We start from the raw sequence: 14,927 nt of genomic DNA, 5'->3' as shown, positions 1-14,927 counted from the left end.
ACCGCTTTTTCAGCGGCGGCGCAGACGCGGGAAGCGCGCATGCATGCGCAGGCTGCGCAGATTGATGACCGCTATCGCCGTGCCGCACACTACCAGCGAGGCGCCGATGATTTTAAAGCTGTTGAGGCTGTCGCCCAGCACCAGAATGCCCATCAGCACCGACAGCACCGGCGTCAGCAGCGAGTAGGGCATAATCAGATTGACGTTGTACTGCTTCAGCAGCCCGTACCAGAGGGTATAGGCGACAATCGACGAGGCGAGCGCGCTGTAGAGAATGCCGAACCAGCCGCGCCATCCCGCCTGGCTGAGGGCGTAAAACTGGTGCGACTCCATTACGAAGCTCGACAGGCCGACGATGGGCACCGCCAGAAAGGCGATCCAGCCGGTCATGGTCAGCGGCTTGATCGGCGGCGATTTTTTCACAATCAGATTGCTGACCGCCCAGCCGGTGGCGCTGCAGAGCAGGATCGCCAGCACCCACCAGGCGGGGATGGTCGGGCTGCCGGAGAGCACCGCCACGCCGCACAGGGAGATGGCAATGCCGACCAGCTGAATCGCCCTCAACCGTTCCTTCAGGACGACCATCGCCAGCAGCATGGCGATTGGCGTGCCGAGCTGCACCACAATCGCGCCGGTGCCAGCATCGGTATAGCGCATGCCGACGAATAGCAGCGAGAAGTGCATAAAGCCGAAGGTAAAGGCGAGCGCCAGCAGCCACGGAAGCTGCTCGCGGGTGATGCGGCAGAAGGGGATCAGCACAATCGCCACTACCACAAAGCGCATGCAGGTGAGAAACAGCGGCGGCAGCTCCAGCAGGCCCCACTTCACCGCCACGTTATTGAATGCCCAGATAGAGACCACCATCAAGATTAGAAAAAAATGCCGCAGAGCCACAATCCCGTCCTTCGCTGTTGTTTTTCGCCACGCCTAATGATGGCACGAAGCGGGGAGAGGCCGACAGGCGATGACAAATATTTTTCTGTTATGACTGCAGCAGGAAAATCATAAGACAGGCTGCCGCTTTGCTGTCAGACTGGTTCACCGAGACGCTAATCTGCCTGGGAACCCATTCGGTATGACTTCCACCTCCTCTTTGCCCCTTGCGCTGATTCAACTGGAAGTGCCGCCTGCCATCGTGGTTGAACGCATTGGCGAACAGCCGCGCTGGTTTATTGACGCGCTTGATCTGCAACCTGATGACTATCTCATTGTGCGTCCGCACCTTGGCGAATCGCTGCCGCAGTTTGATCAGATCAGCGGTGCTATCCTGAGCGGATCCTGGGCGATGGTGACCGACCACGCCGAGTGGAGCGAGCGCAGCGCGGCGTGGGTAAGGGCGGCGATTGACGCTGAGCTGCCGCTGCTGGGCGTCTGCTACGGCCACCAGCTGATGGCCTACGCGCTGGGCGGCAAGGTGGCGGACAACCCCAACGGCTGGGAGCGCGGCCTGCTGCCGCTGACGTGCAAAGCGGCGATGCAGCGCGACGCGCTGCTCTCGGCGCTGCCGGAACGCTTCAGCGCCTGGCTGTCGCACCGCCAGTCGGTGATTGTCCCGCCGCCGCAGGCGCAGGTGCTGGCCACCTCCGAGAAAGATGCCTGTCAGATCCTGCGCTACTCGCCGCAGGCGCTGTCGGTGCAGTTTCACCCGGAATTCTCACGCCATATTATGAGCGCCTGCCTGCCGCCGGACGTCAGCGATAGCGTCGCGGATGCGGATATCGAAGGCGCGGACTGGGCGCGGCAGCTGCTGACGGCATTCTGGCTGCAGACGCGCCCGCAGGCGAATCAGGCTCAGGGCGCGTAGCTGCGCCGACAGCGATAAACCCAGGCGGGCGGCACGTTTTTCAGCACCCGCTGGCGCTGCCAGATAAAGTAGCGCGACAGATCGGGCTGGGTGATCGAAGTGTACTGAAACTGCACGAAAACGCCGTCCGGGCCGAGCGCGTCGAACGCGGCGCGCAGAATGTCGTCGCGCAGCGCCGGCGGCAGCGACAGCAGCGGCAGGCCGGAAAAGATCGCGTCATACTCGCCTGATAACCAGGCCGCCGAACAGCTGCGCACCTGCAGGCGCGCATCTTCCAGCGCGCGCAGCTTATCCGCCAGCGGCGCGCTGATCTCAAACGCATCCAGTGTCGCCTGCGGCTGCATACGCGCCAGCAGATGACGCGTCAGCACGCCGTCGCCCGCACCCAGTTCAGCGACGCGCAGCGCGCTGCGCCAGCAGACGCTGTCACTCATGGCGCGGCACAGCGCCGCCGACGAGGGTGTAATGCTGCCCATCTTGCGCGGATGGCGAATAAACTGGTGAATAAAGTCTGCTTTTGCGCGCATAAGGGTAAAAGCCGAAGCCAGCATGTCACTCTCTCCTGTGATTAACCTTCTCTGTTGACCCTGTTCCGGCCTGAGGTTTCGCTTTTTTTCCGCGCCTCGGCTTATTCTCAGAATTATCCGTGCGCACGGACGGCGCGCTTTTCCTTTGCGGCGGTCACAGTTTCCGACTGCAACATCTGACAGGCTGGGTTTGTTCATTCATTGTTAACAGCAAGTTTCATTGTTGTTTCGATTCCGGTCATGTTAAGGAGATTCACCATGCGTTACGCCTCTCCCGGGGAACAGGGTTCTCTGATTCAGCTGCAGAAAACCTACGGCAACTTCATTAACGGCGAATTCGTGACGCCGGTGAACGGCAACTACTTCACCAACACTTCGCCGGTCAACGGTTCGGTCGCAGGGGAATTCCCGCGCTCGGACAAGGCGGATGTAGACAATGCCGTCGCTGCGGCGCACGCCGCCGCCGAAGCCTGGGGCAAAACTTCGCCGCAGCAGCGGTCGCTGGCGCTGCTCAGGATTGCCGATCGGCTGGAGCAAAATCTGGAATATATGGCGGTGAACGAAACCTGGGATAACGGCAAGCCGGTGCGCGAAACGCTGGCCGCCGATATGCCGCTGGCGGTGGATCACTTCCGTTATTTCGCCGGCTGCGTGCGCGCCCAGGAGGGCACCGCGGCCGAGATCGATGAGTTTACCGCCGCCTACCATTTCCATGAGCCGCTCGGCGTGGTGGCGCAGATTATCCCCTGGAACTTCCCGCTGCTGATGGCGGCGTGGAAGCTGGCTCCGGCGCTGGGCGCGGGCAACTGCGTGGTGCTGAAGCCGGCCGAGCAGACGCCGCTGAGCATTACCCTGTTTGTCGAGCTGATTAAAGATCTGCTGCCGCCCGGCGTGTTGAACGTGGTGCACGGCTACGGCAAAGAGGCGGGCGAGGCGCTGGCCTCCCATCCCGACATCGCCAAAGTTGCCTTTACCGGCTCCACGGCGACCGGCGGCCATATTCTCGAACTGGCGGCGAAGAGCATGATCCCCTCAACCGTCGAGCTGGGCGGCAAATCACCGAACATTTTCTTCGAAGATATCATGCAGGCGGAAGAGAGCTTTATCGAGAAGGCGGCCGAAGGGGTGGTGCTCGGCTTTCTGAATCAGGGCGAGGTGTGTACCTGTCCGTCGCGCGCGCTGGTGCAGGAGTCGATCTACGAGCCCTTTATGGCGGCGGTGATGAAGCGCATCAAAACCATTAAGCGCGGCGATCCAATGGACAGCGAAACCATGGTCGGCGCGCAGGCATCGCAGCAGCAGTTCGACAAGATCCTTTCCTATCTGGAGATCGCTCGTCAGGAGGGCGCGGAGGTGCTGACCGGCGGCGGTGTAGAGAAGCTGGAAGGCTCGCTCGCCAGCGGCTACTACATTCAGCCGACGCTGCTGAAGGGCGACAACAGCATGCGCGTCTTCCAGGAGGAGATTTTCGGACCCGTGGTCGGCATTACCACCTTTAAGGATGAGGCGGAAGCGATCGCCATCGCCAACGACTCGATTTACGGGCTGGGCGCCGGCGTCTGGACGCGCGATATCAACCGCGCCTACCGCGTCGGCCGCGCCATCAAGGCGGGGCGCGTCTGGACCAACTGCTATCACCTCTATCCGGCGCACGCCGCCTTTGGCGGCTATAAAAAGTCGGGCATCGGACGCGAGACGCACAAGATGATGCTGGACCACTATCAGCAGACCAAAAACCTGCTGGTGAGCTACAGCGTTCAGCCGCTCGGTTTCTTCTGATTTCGCGCTTTGCGGCGCGCTGCTCTCTGGGCAACGCGCCGTTTTTGTTTCATATTAATCCCGGCGCATTTCGCGTTTTTTCGACCCATTGTTAACTGTCATAACCGCGTAAGATTGCTATGGCATGGTCAGGACGGTGGTTCCTGACGGGCCTGAGGCCGAACTGAATAAGGAATGTTGATGAACGAATTTTATAACGTGCTGACTGAACATGACGAGGTGCTGGACGGCGTGGAGTACAGCATCATTGCGGTTAATTTGCCGGTCTCGCTGCGCGATGGCGATGGTGCCGCTCGACTGCGGGCGGGAGAAGCGAGCGATGCGGCGGAAGTGCCGCGTTTCTGGTAGTCCGTCGTAATATTAGACGAGCACAATACGCCTGAAACAGATTCTTGCAGGCAGCTCTGAGGCTTAATACGCGGCTGGCAGGGTTCGAGGAGCAAAGCGTCCCGCGACATGGATGTCGCGGGCCGAGCGAGCAGGGATGCGTAAAGCGCCTTTGCGATCGAATCCTGCCAGCCGCGTGAGCACAAAGGTCACGCCTTCTACAAGGTATTTAAGGTTTACTTCACGCAGCGCGCGCAGGTGCTGTCCTGAATCTGCTTAAAGAAATCGTTGCCTTTGTCGTCCACGAGGATAAACGCCGGGAAGTTCTCAACCTCAATCTTCCAGATCGCCTCCATCCCCAGCTTGGCATACTCCACGCACTCCAGCTTTTTAATACTCTGCTGCGCCAGCACCGCCGCCGGGCCGCCGATGCTGCCGAGATAGAACCCGCCGTGCTTCTGGCAGGCGTCCGTCACCTGCTGGCTGCGGTTGCCCTTCGCCAGCATAATCATGCTGCCGCCGTGCGACTGCAGCAGATCGACGTAGGAATCCATGCGGCCAGCGGTAGTCGGGCCAAGCGAGCCGGAGGCGTAACCTTCTGGCGTTTTCGCCGGACCGGCGTAATAGATCGGGTGATCTTTCACATACTGCGGCAGCCCTTCGCCGCTGTCGATGCGCTCTTTCAGCTTCGCGTGGGCGATATCACGCGCCACGATAATGGTGCCGCTCAGCGAGAGACGCGTAGAAACCGGGTAAGCGGAGAGCTGCGCCAGAATCTCTTTCATCGGCCGGTTAAGATCGACGCTCACCACGCCGCCTTCGCCCTGCTGACGCAGCGCTTCCGGAATATACTGCGCCGGGTTATCCTCCAGCTTCTCAATCCAGATGCCGTCGCGGTTGATCTTCGCTTTGATATTGCGGTCCGCTGAACAGGAGACGCCCATGCCCACTGGACAGGAGGCGCCGTGGCGCGGCAGGCGGATAACGCGGATATCGTGCGCGAAATATTTGCCGCCGAACTGCGCGCCGAGGCCGAGCTGCTGCGCCGCCTCCAGCAGTTCCTGCTCCAGCGCCAGATCGCGGAACGCCTGGCCATGCTCGTTGCCGCTGGTCGGCAGGCTATCGTAATAGTGGGTCGAGGCGAGCTTCACGGTCTTCAGCGTGGCCTCCGCCGAGGTGCCGCCGATCACGAACGCGATGTGATAGGGCGGACAGGCGGCGGTGCCGAGCGACATCATCTTATCCACCAGATAGTTTTTCAGCTTGCCGGGCGAGAGCAGCGCTTTGGTCTCCTGGTAGAGATAGGTTTTGTTGGCTGAGCCGCCGCCCTTGGCGATGCAGAGGAACTTATATTCGTCGCCGTCGGTGCTGTAGATATCGATCTGCGCCGGCAGGTTGGTGCCGGTATTCACCTCGTTATACATGTCGAGCGCGGCGTTCTGCGAATAGCGCAGGTTGTCTTCGATAAAGGTGTTGTAGACGCCCTGCGACAGCGCGGCTTCGTCGTCGCCGCCGGTCCAGACGCGCTGCCCTTTTTTGCCCATAATGATTGCCGTGCCGGTATCCTGGCAGGTCGGCAGCACGCCTTTGGCGGCAATTTCCGAGTTGCGCAGAAACTGCAGGGCGACATATTTGTCGTTCTCGCTCGCTTCATCGTCCGCAAGGATAGAGGCGACCTGCTGCTGGTGCGCCGGACGCAGCATAAAAGAGGCGTCGTGAAACGCCTGCTGCGCCAGCAGCGTCAGCGCTTTGGGATCGACCTTCAGCACCTCTTCGCCTTCGAAGCTGGTGACGGAGACGTGCTCGCGCGTCAGCAGATAGTACTGGGTGTCATCGTGGGACAGCGGAAAGGGCTCTTGATAGTAGAAAGGTTTGTTCGACATCTCGGCTCACTTATGCGGCGGCGACGGCTCGCGCAGCGCGAGACGAACAGCCGCAAATATTGTTGGTTTTTATTTCGCCAGCCGCGCGGGACGCGGCTGGCGTAAGCTGAAGGGAAAGGATTTTACACTTTATTAACCTGTTTCGTCGCCTGCTTTAGAACATCATCACCATCCACGGATAGGCGATCAGCATCAGCAGCACCAGGAACAGCAGGCCGAAAATGGTGCCCAGACGCCAGTAGTCTTTGGTCGGCAGATAACCGCTGCCGTAGTAAATCGGGCTGGGGCCGGTACCGTAAGGAGTGATAATCCCCATCACGCCAAGCGAGGTGCAGAGCATCAGGCAGAACACCGGCATATTGATGCCCGGGATCGCCGCGGCGATGGTCAGCATTGCGGGGAGCAGCGCGGTGGTGTGCGCCGTGGTGCTGGCGAACAGGTAGTGCAGCAGATAGAAGGCGACAAGCAACACTACCGCGGAGACCTGCGGGTCGTAACCCTGCAGTAGCATGCCGCCCTCTTTGCCCAGCCAGGCGATAAAGCCGACGCGCGCCAGGCCATCCGCCAGCGCCACCAGGGTGGCGAACCAGGCGAAGGTGTTCCACGCCGCTTTGTTGCTGGTGATGTCGCTCCAGTTCAGCACGCCGGTCCAGAGCATCAGTATGATAACCAGCAGCGCAGCCATCGCAGGCTCGATCCAGGCGGTGGCGAAAATCCACATCAGCAGCGCGCACACCACGAAAATCAGCAGCAGGATCTCGTTGCGCGACAGTTTGCCCAGCTTTTGCAGTTCGGCGGTGGCCCAGCGCGGCACTTCGTCGTTGACCTTCACTTCCGGCGGATAGAGCCAGTACGCCAGCAGCGGCATGGTCAGGATCAGCAGCACGCCGAGCGGCAGGAAGGCGATAAACCACATGCCCCAGGAGATATCGAAGCCGACGACGCTTTTCACCAGCGCCAGCGCCAGCAGGTTCGGCGCCAGCGCCGACAGGAACATAGAGCTGGTGATACAGGCGGCGGTAATCGCCACCCACATCAGGTAAGAGCCGATGCGGCGCGCGCTCGGGTCGTTGGGTTTAGAGCCGTAGAGCGGCGGCAGGTTGGCGATAATCGGGTAGATGGTGCCGCCGCTGCGCGCGGTGTTTGACGGGGTAAAAGGCGCCAGCAGCAGATCGGCGAAGGTAATGGCGTAGCCGAGCGTCAGGCTGCGACGGCCAAGATATTTCACCAGAATCAGCGCCAGGCGGCGGCCGAACTGAGTTTTATCGTAGCCGGCGGCGAACATAAAGGCGCCAAAAATCAGCCAGACGGTGGAGTTGCCGAAACCGCTTACGCCCCATTTAAACGCCTCGGTGGCGACCTTGAAGCCGGGCTTCGCCAGCTCGGCGGGGCTAAACAGCACGAACTGGCTGAAGAGGGCGATGACCACCACGCCGGTCAGGCCGATAACCGCGCCCGGCAGCGGTTCGAAGATCAGGCCGACGATAACGCCGACGAAGATGGCGAAAAAGTGCCAGGCGTAGGGCTCGAGCCCGGCGGGGGTCGGCACCAGCATCAGCAGGACGGCGACCACGATGGGCAGGGCCAGCATGATCCAGCGTTTGTGTTGTCCCGGCGGCGGGACGGGCGCAGGTTGCGCGGCTTCGTTCAGCGTCGTTTTCATGTTCATAGTGAGGGTCTGCAAGTTATAAAGAAGAGAGTGTCGGCTTTGTTGATGCACCGTTTATTATTAGTGCGCGTAGAACGCCTTCAGCAAAACCTTATTGAATAACGTCTTCATGTGACAACTTTATTAAATAAACTTTTGCGTCGTGGCTATATGATGCGCCTGCCATAATAGTAAATTTTGATCTAGATCAAAGAGTGAGTTTGCCTTTTAACTGGATTAAAGTCTTTAAAATCCGATCTGCACTCTTAAGAAGATTCCGAAGCGACAAATAGCGTTACTGGCGCTTTTTTCTGCAAATTTCACCGCTTTTACCTTGTTGAAAAGTATAGTTTAATTTTATATTATAACAATAATTTGATTTTTTCAGCGCTTTCGCTAACATTACTATAACTAAAATCTCAGCCATTGCAAAATAAATAACTCCGCTCCTTTAAAAGTTTTATAACTATATTCATTTCTTTTGTAGCTAAAGTAACTGGTATATTAGTGGCATTAAGCCGGACCTTTTAATAATCACCAGAGTGCCTCGTCCGCAGAATTTCTCAGCTTTTAATTTCCGGAGTTAATCTAAATGAATACTCGCACCCCGCTTTTAAATCCGCTGACTTTGCCCAACGGCGCGGTATTAAAAAATCGTCTGGTCATGGCGCCGATGACCACCTGTACGGGATTTTACGACGGTACCGTGACCAGCGAGCTCGTGGAGTACTATCGCGCGCGCGCAGGCACGCTCGGTACGGTTATCGTCGAATCCTGTTTTATCGATAACAAAGGCCCCGCCTTTCCCGGCGCTATCGGCATCGACAGCGACAACAAGATCCCCGGACTTGCCCGAATCGCCGACGCGATTAAATCGCAGGGCTCGACGGCTATTCTGCAGATTTACCACGGCGGCCGTATGGTGGAACCGGGGCTGATCGGCGGCAAAACGCCGGTGGGCCCCAGCGCCATTGCCGCACCGCGCGAAGGCGCGACCACGCCGCAGGCGCTGACCGCCGACGAAGTTGAAGTGATGATCACTAAATTCGGCGACGCGGTGAACCGCGCCATCAAGGCGGGCTTCGACGGCGTGGAGCTGCACGGCGCCAATACCTATCTGATCCAGCAGTTCTTTTCCCCTAACTCTAACCAGCGCGACGACAAGTGGGGCGGCAGCCGCGAAAACCGCGCCCGTTTCCCGCTGGCGGTGCTGGATATCGCCCATAAAATGGCGGAGCGCATCGCGCACAACACCTTCATTATCGGCTATCGCTTCTCGCCGGAAGAGATCGAAGTGCCCGGCATTCGCTTTGCCGACACACTCTATCTGCTGGAAAAACTGGCGGAGCGCGGCCTCGACTACGTGCACTTTTCCATGGGCCAGCTGCTGCGCCCCTCGATCGTCGATACCCGCGACCCGATGCCGCTGATCGACAAATATATCGCGCAGCGTTCCGAACGCCTGGCGAAGGTGCCGGTTATCGGCGTCGGCGGCGTGGTGAATAAAGCCGACGTGGAGATGGCACTGGAGCACGGCTACGATCTGGTGGCGATCGGCAAAGCCTGCATCGCCTATCCTGACTGGGCGGATCGCGTGCTGAACAACGAGCATCTCGACCTCTATATTGACAGCACCCAGCGCGAAGCGCTGATGATCCCGGAACCGCTGTGGCGCTTCTCGCTGGTGGACGCGATGATCCGCGAAGTCAGCGCGCCGGGCCGCAAATACAAGGCGGGCGTCTATCAGGAGAAAGTCGAGGCGGAAGCGCTGAAGCTGAAAATCAACGTCACCCTGGATACCGACCGCATCACCGATATTTCAATGGTGCCGGACGATACGCTGGACGTTGATTTTACCGAGACCTTTGAAAGCCTGCGTAACCGCATTCTGGTGGCCAACAGCCCGCACGTTGACGCCATCAGCGGCGCCACTACCCAGAGCGAGGCGCTGAAAAAAGCGGTATCGCGCGCGCTCTCCACCTCCAGCAAAGAGTATGTAATTGAAGAGGGCGGTAATCCTTCCGCACCGCAGAACTACGACGTAGTCGTGATCGGCAGCGGCGGCGCAGGCCTGGCGGCGGCGATTCAGGCGCACGACGAAGGCGCGCGCGTGGTCATCATCGAGAAGATGCCGACTATCGGCGGCAACACCATCAAAGCCTCGGTGGGCATGAACGCGGCGGAAACCCGCTTCCAGGCGATGAAGGGCATCAAAGACAGCAAAGAGCTCTTCTATCAGGAGACGCTGAAAGGCGGCCAGCATAAAAACAACCCGGTGCTGCTGCGCGAGTTCGTCGAGCTGGCGCCAGAGGCGATCGACTGGCTGGCGGATCACGGCATCGAGCTGAACGATATCACTATCACCGGCGGCATGAGCATCGACCGCACGCACCGCCCTGCGGACCGTTCGGCGGTTGGCGGCTACCTGATCAGCGGCCTGGTGAAAAACATCAACAAGCGCAATATCGAAGTGCTGCTGGATACCTCGGTCGCTGAAATCCTCACCGAGAACGGCGCGGTAACCGGCGTGAAGGTGGTGGATGAGTACTACGACAGCCGCATCCTCTATGCGAAAAGCGTGATCGTCGCCACCGGCGGCTTCAGCGCCAACCGCGAGATGGTGGTGAAATACCGCCCTGAGCTGGACGGCTTCGTCACCACCAACCACAAAGGGGCGACCGGCAGCGGCATCGCCATGCTGCAGAAGCTGGGCGCGGATACGGTCGATATGGGCGAAATCCAGATCCATCCCACCGTCGAGCAGACCACCTCGTATCTGATCTCTGAATCGATTCGCGGCGGCGGCGCTATTCTGGTGTCGCAGGAGGGCAAACGCTTCTTCAACGAGATGGAGACCCGCGACAAGGTTTCCGCGCAGATTATCGCGCTGCCGGAGAAAAGCGCCTGGGTGGTCTTCGACGAACAGGTGCGGGCGAACAATAAAGCGGCCGATGAGTATATCGCCAAGGGCTTCGTTATCAGCGCGCCGACCGTGGGCGAGCTGGCGGTGAAGCTGAATATGGAGCACACCACCCTTGAGGAGACGCTGGCGCGCTACAACCAGTTCGTGGTGGATCAGAAGGATGAGGATTTCGGGCGCACCACCGCGCTGCGTCATCCACTGAATCAGGGGCCGTTCTACGCCATTCGCGTCGCGCCTGGGGTGCATCACACCATGGGCGGCGTGACCATCAATACCGACACCGCGGTGCTCGACAGCAACAAACAGGTGATTCGCGGCGCCTGGGCGGCAGGGGAAGTGGTCGGCGGCATCCACGGCGCCAACCGTATCGGCGGCAACGCCGTGGCAGATATCATTATCTTTGGTATTCTTGCCGGACGTAACGCGGCGGCCCTGGCGCGCGGCTAGTCCGCTGTCGGCGACGGTGCACCGGGCAATCCTACCCGGCGCGCCGTTGCCGGATCCACTTTGACAGCCGAGGCGAGTATGTCAGCCGACGAAGGCGTTTACGCCTATTCCGCAGTACTGATGGGTTCGCCCATTCTTCTTAAGCTCTTTGACGATAATGCGGCGCTGGCCGCGCAGGTCTTCCGCCTTATCCGCCATCAGGAGAATATCCTCACCGTCAACCGCGCCCACTCCGAGGTGATGGCGATCAACCACGCCGCAGGCAAAGAGCCGGTCTGCGTCAGCCGAGAAGTGTTCGATCTCATTCAGTGCGCGCACCAGGTCAGTCTGCCGCCGCACAGCCTGTTCAATTTCACCATCGGACCGCTGGTCAAGCGCTGGAAGATCGGCTTTCAGGGACGCAGCGTGCCGCCGCAGGGCGATCTGGAGAAGCTGATGGCGCTGACCGATCCGCGCGAGGTCGTGCTGGATCCTGAGCGGCGCAGCGTGTTTCTGCGCCAGCCAGGCATGGAGATCGATTTGGGCGCCATCGCCAAAGGCTATATCGCCGACCTGGTGCGCAGCTTTCTGCGCCAGCAGGGCGTGGATAGGGCGCTGATTAACCTCGGCGGCAACGTGCAGACGCTTGGCGCGCCGCCGCAGACCGCCGGCTGGTCGGTGGGGCTGAAAACCCCGTTCGGCCAGGGTGACGACTTAATTGGCGTAATTGAGGTAGCAGGGAAATCGGTGGTGACCTCTGGGGTCTACGAGCGCTACTTCGAGCTGGACGGCCGCCTCTATCATCACATCCTCGACGCGCGCAGCGGCTATCCGCTCGACAACGAGCTGCTCAGCGTCACGGTGATTTCCGACCGCTCGATAGATGGCGACATCTACACCACGCTGCTCTACGGGCTGGGCGTAGAGCAGAGCATTAAGGCGCTGCGCGACGCGCCGCACATCGAAGCGATTTTCGTTACCCGCGACCAGCAGGTGATCTGCTCCTCGTCGCGTCAGTTCGCGTTTCGTCTGCACGACCGTCGCTATCAGCTGACTACTGACAGTACTGCCTGAGCAGCGAATGGTATTCCGGCTGCAGGCGGTAGCGATAGACCGGGCGGCCGGTCGCGCCATAGTGAATGCTGGTGAAGAGAATGTTGATCTGCGCCAGCCAGATCAGGTACTTGCGGCAGGAGACGCGCGAGATATTCACCTCCGCCGCCAGCTCGTCGGTGGAGAATTCGCTGCCGGGATGGGCGTCGATCCACTGGCAGAGGGTGCGCAGTGTCTGCGGGGTCAAGCCTTTCGGCAGCCGTTTGCTGTCGTTGGTGGTGGGCGGATTGCCGTGGATCAACTGGTCGACTTCCGCCTGCTGATAGTAGAGATGGTTATCCATCAGCGACTTCTTCTGCCGCCAGTTGGTGAGCGCCTCTTCAAAACGCGGGAACTGGAAGGGTTTGATCAGATAATCCACCACGCCGTAGTGCAGCGAGGTTTTGATGGTGGCGGCGTCGGCGGCGGATGAAATAATGATCACCTCGACAGGCTGCTTCGCCTCGCGCAGCTCCGGCAGCAGATCCAGCCCGTTCTCATGCTGCAGATAGATATCGAGCAGCACCAGATCCACGGCGGGTTCGCTGTGAAGGATCATCTCTTTCGCCTGCTGCAGCGTCGACGCCGTGCCGACGCAGTGAAAGCCCGGCACCTGCCCGACGTAAACGCGATTCAGCTCGGCGACCATAGCGTCATCATCGACCACTAACACATTGATCATGCGGTTTTGTTGCCTCCATCCCAGGGAAGTTGTACAAAAAATTGGGTAAACACGCCGGGTTCCGACTCCACGCTGACGCTGCCGCCAAGGCTTTCCGTCTGCTGCTTCAGCAGATAGAGCCCGACGCCGCGATCCTCGCCTTTGGTTGAAAAGCCTTTGTCAAAGATAGCATCCAGCTGGTCGGTCGGGATGCCTGGCCCGTCGTCGCTGACTTCGCACGCCAGCCAGCCGTTCTGGTAGTGCAGCATCACGTGGATATCGCCGTTGTGTTCACTGCCCAGCGCGTCAAGCGCGTTCTCGATCAGATTGCCGAGCACGGTGATCAGTACGGCGATCTGCTGCTCGTTGCCGATATCGGGCAGGAAGCTGGCGTCGCTCAGCGTCAGGCGATGGCCGCTGTCCGAGGCGCGATTGATTTTACTCAGCAGGAAGCCGGCAATCACCGGCGACTTAATTTTGTCGAGCAGCGAACCGATTTCGGTCTGGTAGTTGTTCGCCGTTTTTAAAATATAGGCTTCGACCTGCGCATAGTTTTTCATGTGCAGCAGGCCAAGGATCACGTGCAGCTTATTCATAAACTCATGCGAGCGCTCACGCAGCGCGTCGACGTAGTTTACCATGCCGCTCAGGCGCTGCAGCAGCTGCGTGATTTCGGTTTTATCTCTGAAGGTGCAGACCGCGCCGATAAGCCGCTGCTGGCTATAGACCGGCACGGTGTTGCTCAGCAGCACATGGCCGTTGATATTCAGCTCTTCGTCACGCCGCGCGCGGCCGGTGGCCAGCGTCTCCTGCAGCTGAGCGTGAATAACGCTGGCCTCCTCCATGCTGCCGGAGCTCTCCTCCGTCAGCAGCTTTTGCGCCGCCTCGTTGATCAACGACACCTCGGCATGAGCGTCCACTGCGATGACGCCCTCTTTGACCGAGTGCAGAATCGCCTGGCGCTGCTCGAACAGCGAGGAGATCTCCCAGGGTTCGAGCCCGAAGAGGATGCGCTTCAGGGTTTTTACCAGCGCCAGCGTGCCCAGCGCGCCCGCCAGCGCGCCGATCAGGATGGTCCAGATAATGCTCCAGCGGCTCTGGTTAATCTGATCGCTGACCGCCTCCAGCGAGATGCCTATCGACACCACGCCGATCTGCTGCTGCTGCGCGTTATAGACCGGCGTAAAGACGCGCAGCGCCTCCGCCAGCGAGCCGCGATTGACCGAGACGTTCTCTTTGCCCTGCAGCGCCGGATTGATGTCGTTGCCGATAAAGTGCTGCCCGATCAGCGCCGGATTAAGATGGGAGTAGCGGATGCCCTGCATATTGGTCACCACCACGAACAGCAGACTATTGTGCTGCTGCGCCGCGCGCGCGATGGGCTGGATAATGCCGGCGTCCGGCGGCCCGCTCAGCGCCTGCTGGATGGCAGGCACGTCCGCCAGCGTGCGCGCCACGGCCATCGCCTTATCTTCCAGCTGCTTCTGCGTGGCATTGCCGATCTGAAAGAAGTAGAGCAGATGCACGCTGAGCAGCACGAAAGTGACCACCGCGCCGATCATCAGCGTGACCAGCGTGCTGAGCTTCATATGTTTTTTGCGGGTCAGGTTGCCTTGCGGAGTGTCGCGCATCGTCGGTCCTTTGTCGGAAAGCGGTGGGGTATTATCCCTTTCCGGCGCGAATTGAAAACCTTTTTAACGGTAAGCAGGGCGCTGGGGTTTAGCGGCCCAGCAGAGCGGGCGTGAGCCGAGTTTTCAGGGGGAATTGAGCATCCTGAAACAGCAGAAGCTTATAGCTATTAAACCGATATTTTGTTTTTATGTGTTTGTTATAAAATGTTTTTATTATTAGCCATGA

General features: G+C 59.6%; 11 protein-coding genes. 5 read left to right on the top strand and 6 right to left on the bottom strand.

Annotated features, from left to right (window positions below; genetic code table 11):
- Positions 1-9: 9 nt before the first annotated feature.
- Entirely contained in the window at positions 10-894 is an 885-nt protein-coding gene (locus tag JS46_RS02875; RefSeq protein WP_033747711.1) for a DMT family transporter, read from the bottom strand.
- 181 nt (positions 895-1,075) lie between these two features.
- On the opposite strand from JS46_RS02875, the gene JS46_RS02870 reads away from it, so the two are divergent.
- Positions 1,076-1,804: a glutamine amidotransferase gene (locus tag JS46_RS02870; RefSeq protein WP_033747708.1), complete on the top strand. Its 729-nt coding sequence runs from the start codon at positions 1,076-1,078 to the stop codon at positions 1,802-1,804.
- On the opposite strand, the gene JS46_RS02865 is transcribed toward JS46_RS02870, so the two are convergent.
- A complete protein-coding gene (locus JS46_RS02865) occupies positions 1,792-2,355 on the bottom strand; it encodes a class I SAM-dependent methyltransferase (protein ID WP_033747706.1) in 564 nt (187 codons plus the stop codon). The two genes, JS46_RS02870 and JS46_RS02865, sit on opposite strands and share 13 nt — an antisense overlap.
- Before the next feature lie 234 nt (positions 2,356-2,589).
- Between JS46_RS02865 and JS46_RS02860 the strand changes: the two genes are divergently transcribed.
- A complete protein-coding gene (locus JS46_RS02860; RefSeq protein ID WP_033747704.1) occupies positions 2,590-4,110 on the top strand; it encodes an aldehyde dehydrogenase family protein in 1,521 nt (506 codons plus the stop codon).
- Between the two features lie 180 nt (positions 4,111-4,290).
- A complete protein-coding gene (locus JS46_RS24325; protein WP_160173325.1) occupies positions 4,291-4,458 on the top strand; it encodes a hypothetical protein in 168 nt (55 codons plus the stop codon).
- Between the two features lie 215 nt (positions 4,459-4,673).
- Here the strand turns inward: JS46_RS24325 and fumA are convergent, their stop codons facing one another.
- Both fumA and JS46_RS02850 read right to left on the bottom strand, forming a co-directional pair.
- The gene (gene fumA, locus JS46_RS02855) at positions 4,674-6,320 is read right to left on the bottom strand and encodes a class I fumarate hydratase FumA (RefSeq protein ID WP_033747703.1); all 1,647 of its coding nucleotides are present in this window, start codon (positions 6,318-6,320) and stop codon (positions 4,674-4,676) included.
- A gap of 154 nt (positions 6,321-6,474) precedes the next feature.
- Positions 6,475-7,983: an anion permease gene (locus tag JS46_RS02850; RefSeq protein ID WP_033748039.1), complete on the bottom strand. Its 1,509-nt coding sequence runs from the start codon at positions 7,981-7,983 to the stop codon at positions 6,475-6,477.
- A 577-nt stretch (positions 7,984-8,560) separates the two neighbouring features.
- Between JS46_RS02850 and JS46_RS02845 the strand changes: the two genes are divergently transcribed.
- Both JS46_RS02845 and JS46_RS02840 read left to right on the top strand, forming a co-directional pair.
- Positions 8,561-11,338, top strand: a complete 2,778-nt coding sequence (locus JS46_RS02845; RefSeq protein WP_033747702.1) for a flavocytochrome c — start codon at positions 8,561-8,563, stop codon at positions 11,336-11,338.
- 78 nt (positions 11,339-11,416) lie between these two features.
- Positions 11,417-12,391, top strand: a complete 975-nt coding sequence (locus tag JS46_RS02840; protein WP_033747699.1) for an FAD:protein FMN transferase — start codon at positions 11,417-11,419, stop codon at positions 12,389-12,391.
- Here the strand turns inward: JS46_RS02840 and dcuR are convergent.
- Together dcuR and JS46_RS02830 are read right to left on the bottom strand one after the other, a co-directional pair.
- Positions 12,372-13,091: a two-component system response regulator DcuR gene (gene dcuR / locus JS46_RS02835; protein WP_033747696.1), complete on the bottom strand. Its 720-nt coding sequence runs from the start codon at positions 13,089-13,091 to the stop codon at positions 12,372-12,374. The genes JS46_RS02840 and dcuR overlap by 20 nt on opposite strands.
- Positions 13,088-14,701, bottom strand: coding sequence for a sensor histidine kinase (locus tag JS46_RS02830; protein ID WP_033747694.1), 1,614 nt, complete (start codon positions 14,699-14,701; stop codon positions 13,088-13,090). Before JS46_RS02830 ends, dcuR begins: the two co-directional genes overlap by 4 nt.
- Positions 14,702-14,927: the final 226 nt, after the last annotated feature.

Origin of the sequence: Pantoea sp. NGS-ED-1003 (assembly GCF_000738765.1) — a bacterium.
GTDB lineage: Bacteria > Pseudomonadota > Gammaproteobacteria > Enterobacterales > Enterobacteriaceae > Pantoea > Pantoea septica.
Note: the sequence above shows the minus strand (reverse complement) of the source record. Positions and strands in the feature narration are given on the sequence as shown.

Bases quoted from the DNA above. Each gene is read 5' to 3' on its own strand.
- fumA (WP_033747703.1), bottom strand. From the start codon at position 6,320: ATGTCGAACAAACCTTTCTACTATCAAGAGCCCTTTCCGCTGTCCCAC.
- dcuR (WP_033747696.1), bottom strand. From the start codon at position 13,091: ATGATCAATGTGTTAGTGGTCGATGATGACGCTATGGTCGCCGAGCTG.
- JS46_RS02830 (WP_033747694.1), bottom strand. From the start codon at position 14,701: ATGCGCGACACTCCGCAAGGCAACCTGACCCGCAAAAAACATATGAAG.
- JS46_RS02870 (WP_033747708.1), top strand. From the start codon at position 1,076: ATGACTTCCACCTCCTCTTTGCCCCTTGCGCTGATTCAACTGGAAGTG.
- JS46_RS02840 (WP_033747699.1), top strand. From the start codon at position 11,417: ATGTCAGCCGACGAAGGCGTTTACGCCTATTCCGCAGTACTGATGGGT.
- JS46_RS02850 (WP_033748039.1), bottom strand. From the start codon at position 7,983: ATGAAAACGACGCTGAACGAAGCCGCGCAACCTGCGCCCGTCCCGCCG.
- JS46_RS02865 (WP_033747706.1), bottom strand. From the start codon at position 2,355: ATGCTGGCTTCGGCTTTTACCCTTATGCGCGCAAAAGCAGACTTTATT.
- JS46_RS24325 (WP_160173325.1), top strand. From the start codon at position 4,291: ATGAACGAATTTTATAACGTGCTGACTGAACATGACGAGGTGCTGGAC.
- JS46_RS02845 (WP_033747702.1), top strand. From the start codon at position 8,561: ATGAATACTCGCACCCCGCTTTTAAATCCGCTGACTTTGCCCAACGGC.
- JS46_RS02860 (WP_033747704.1), top strand. From the start codon at position 2,590: ATGCGTTACGCCTCTCCCGGGGAACAGGGTTCTCTGATTCAGCTGCAG.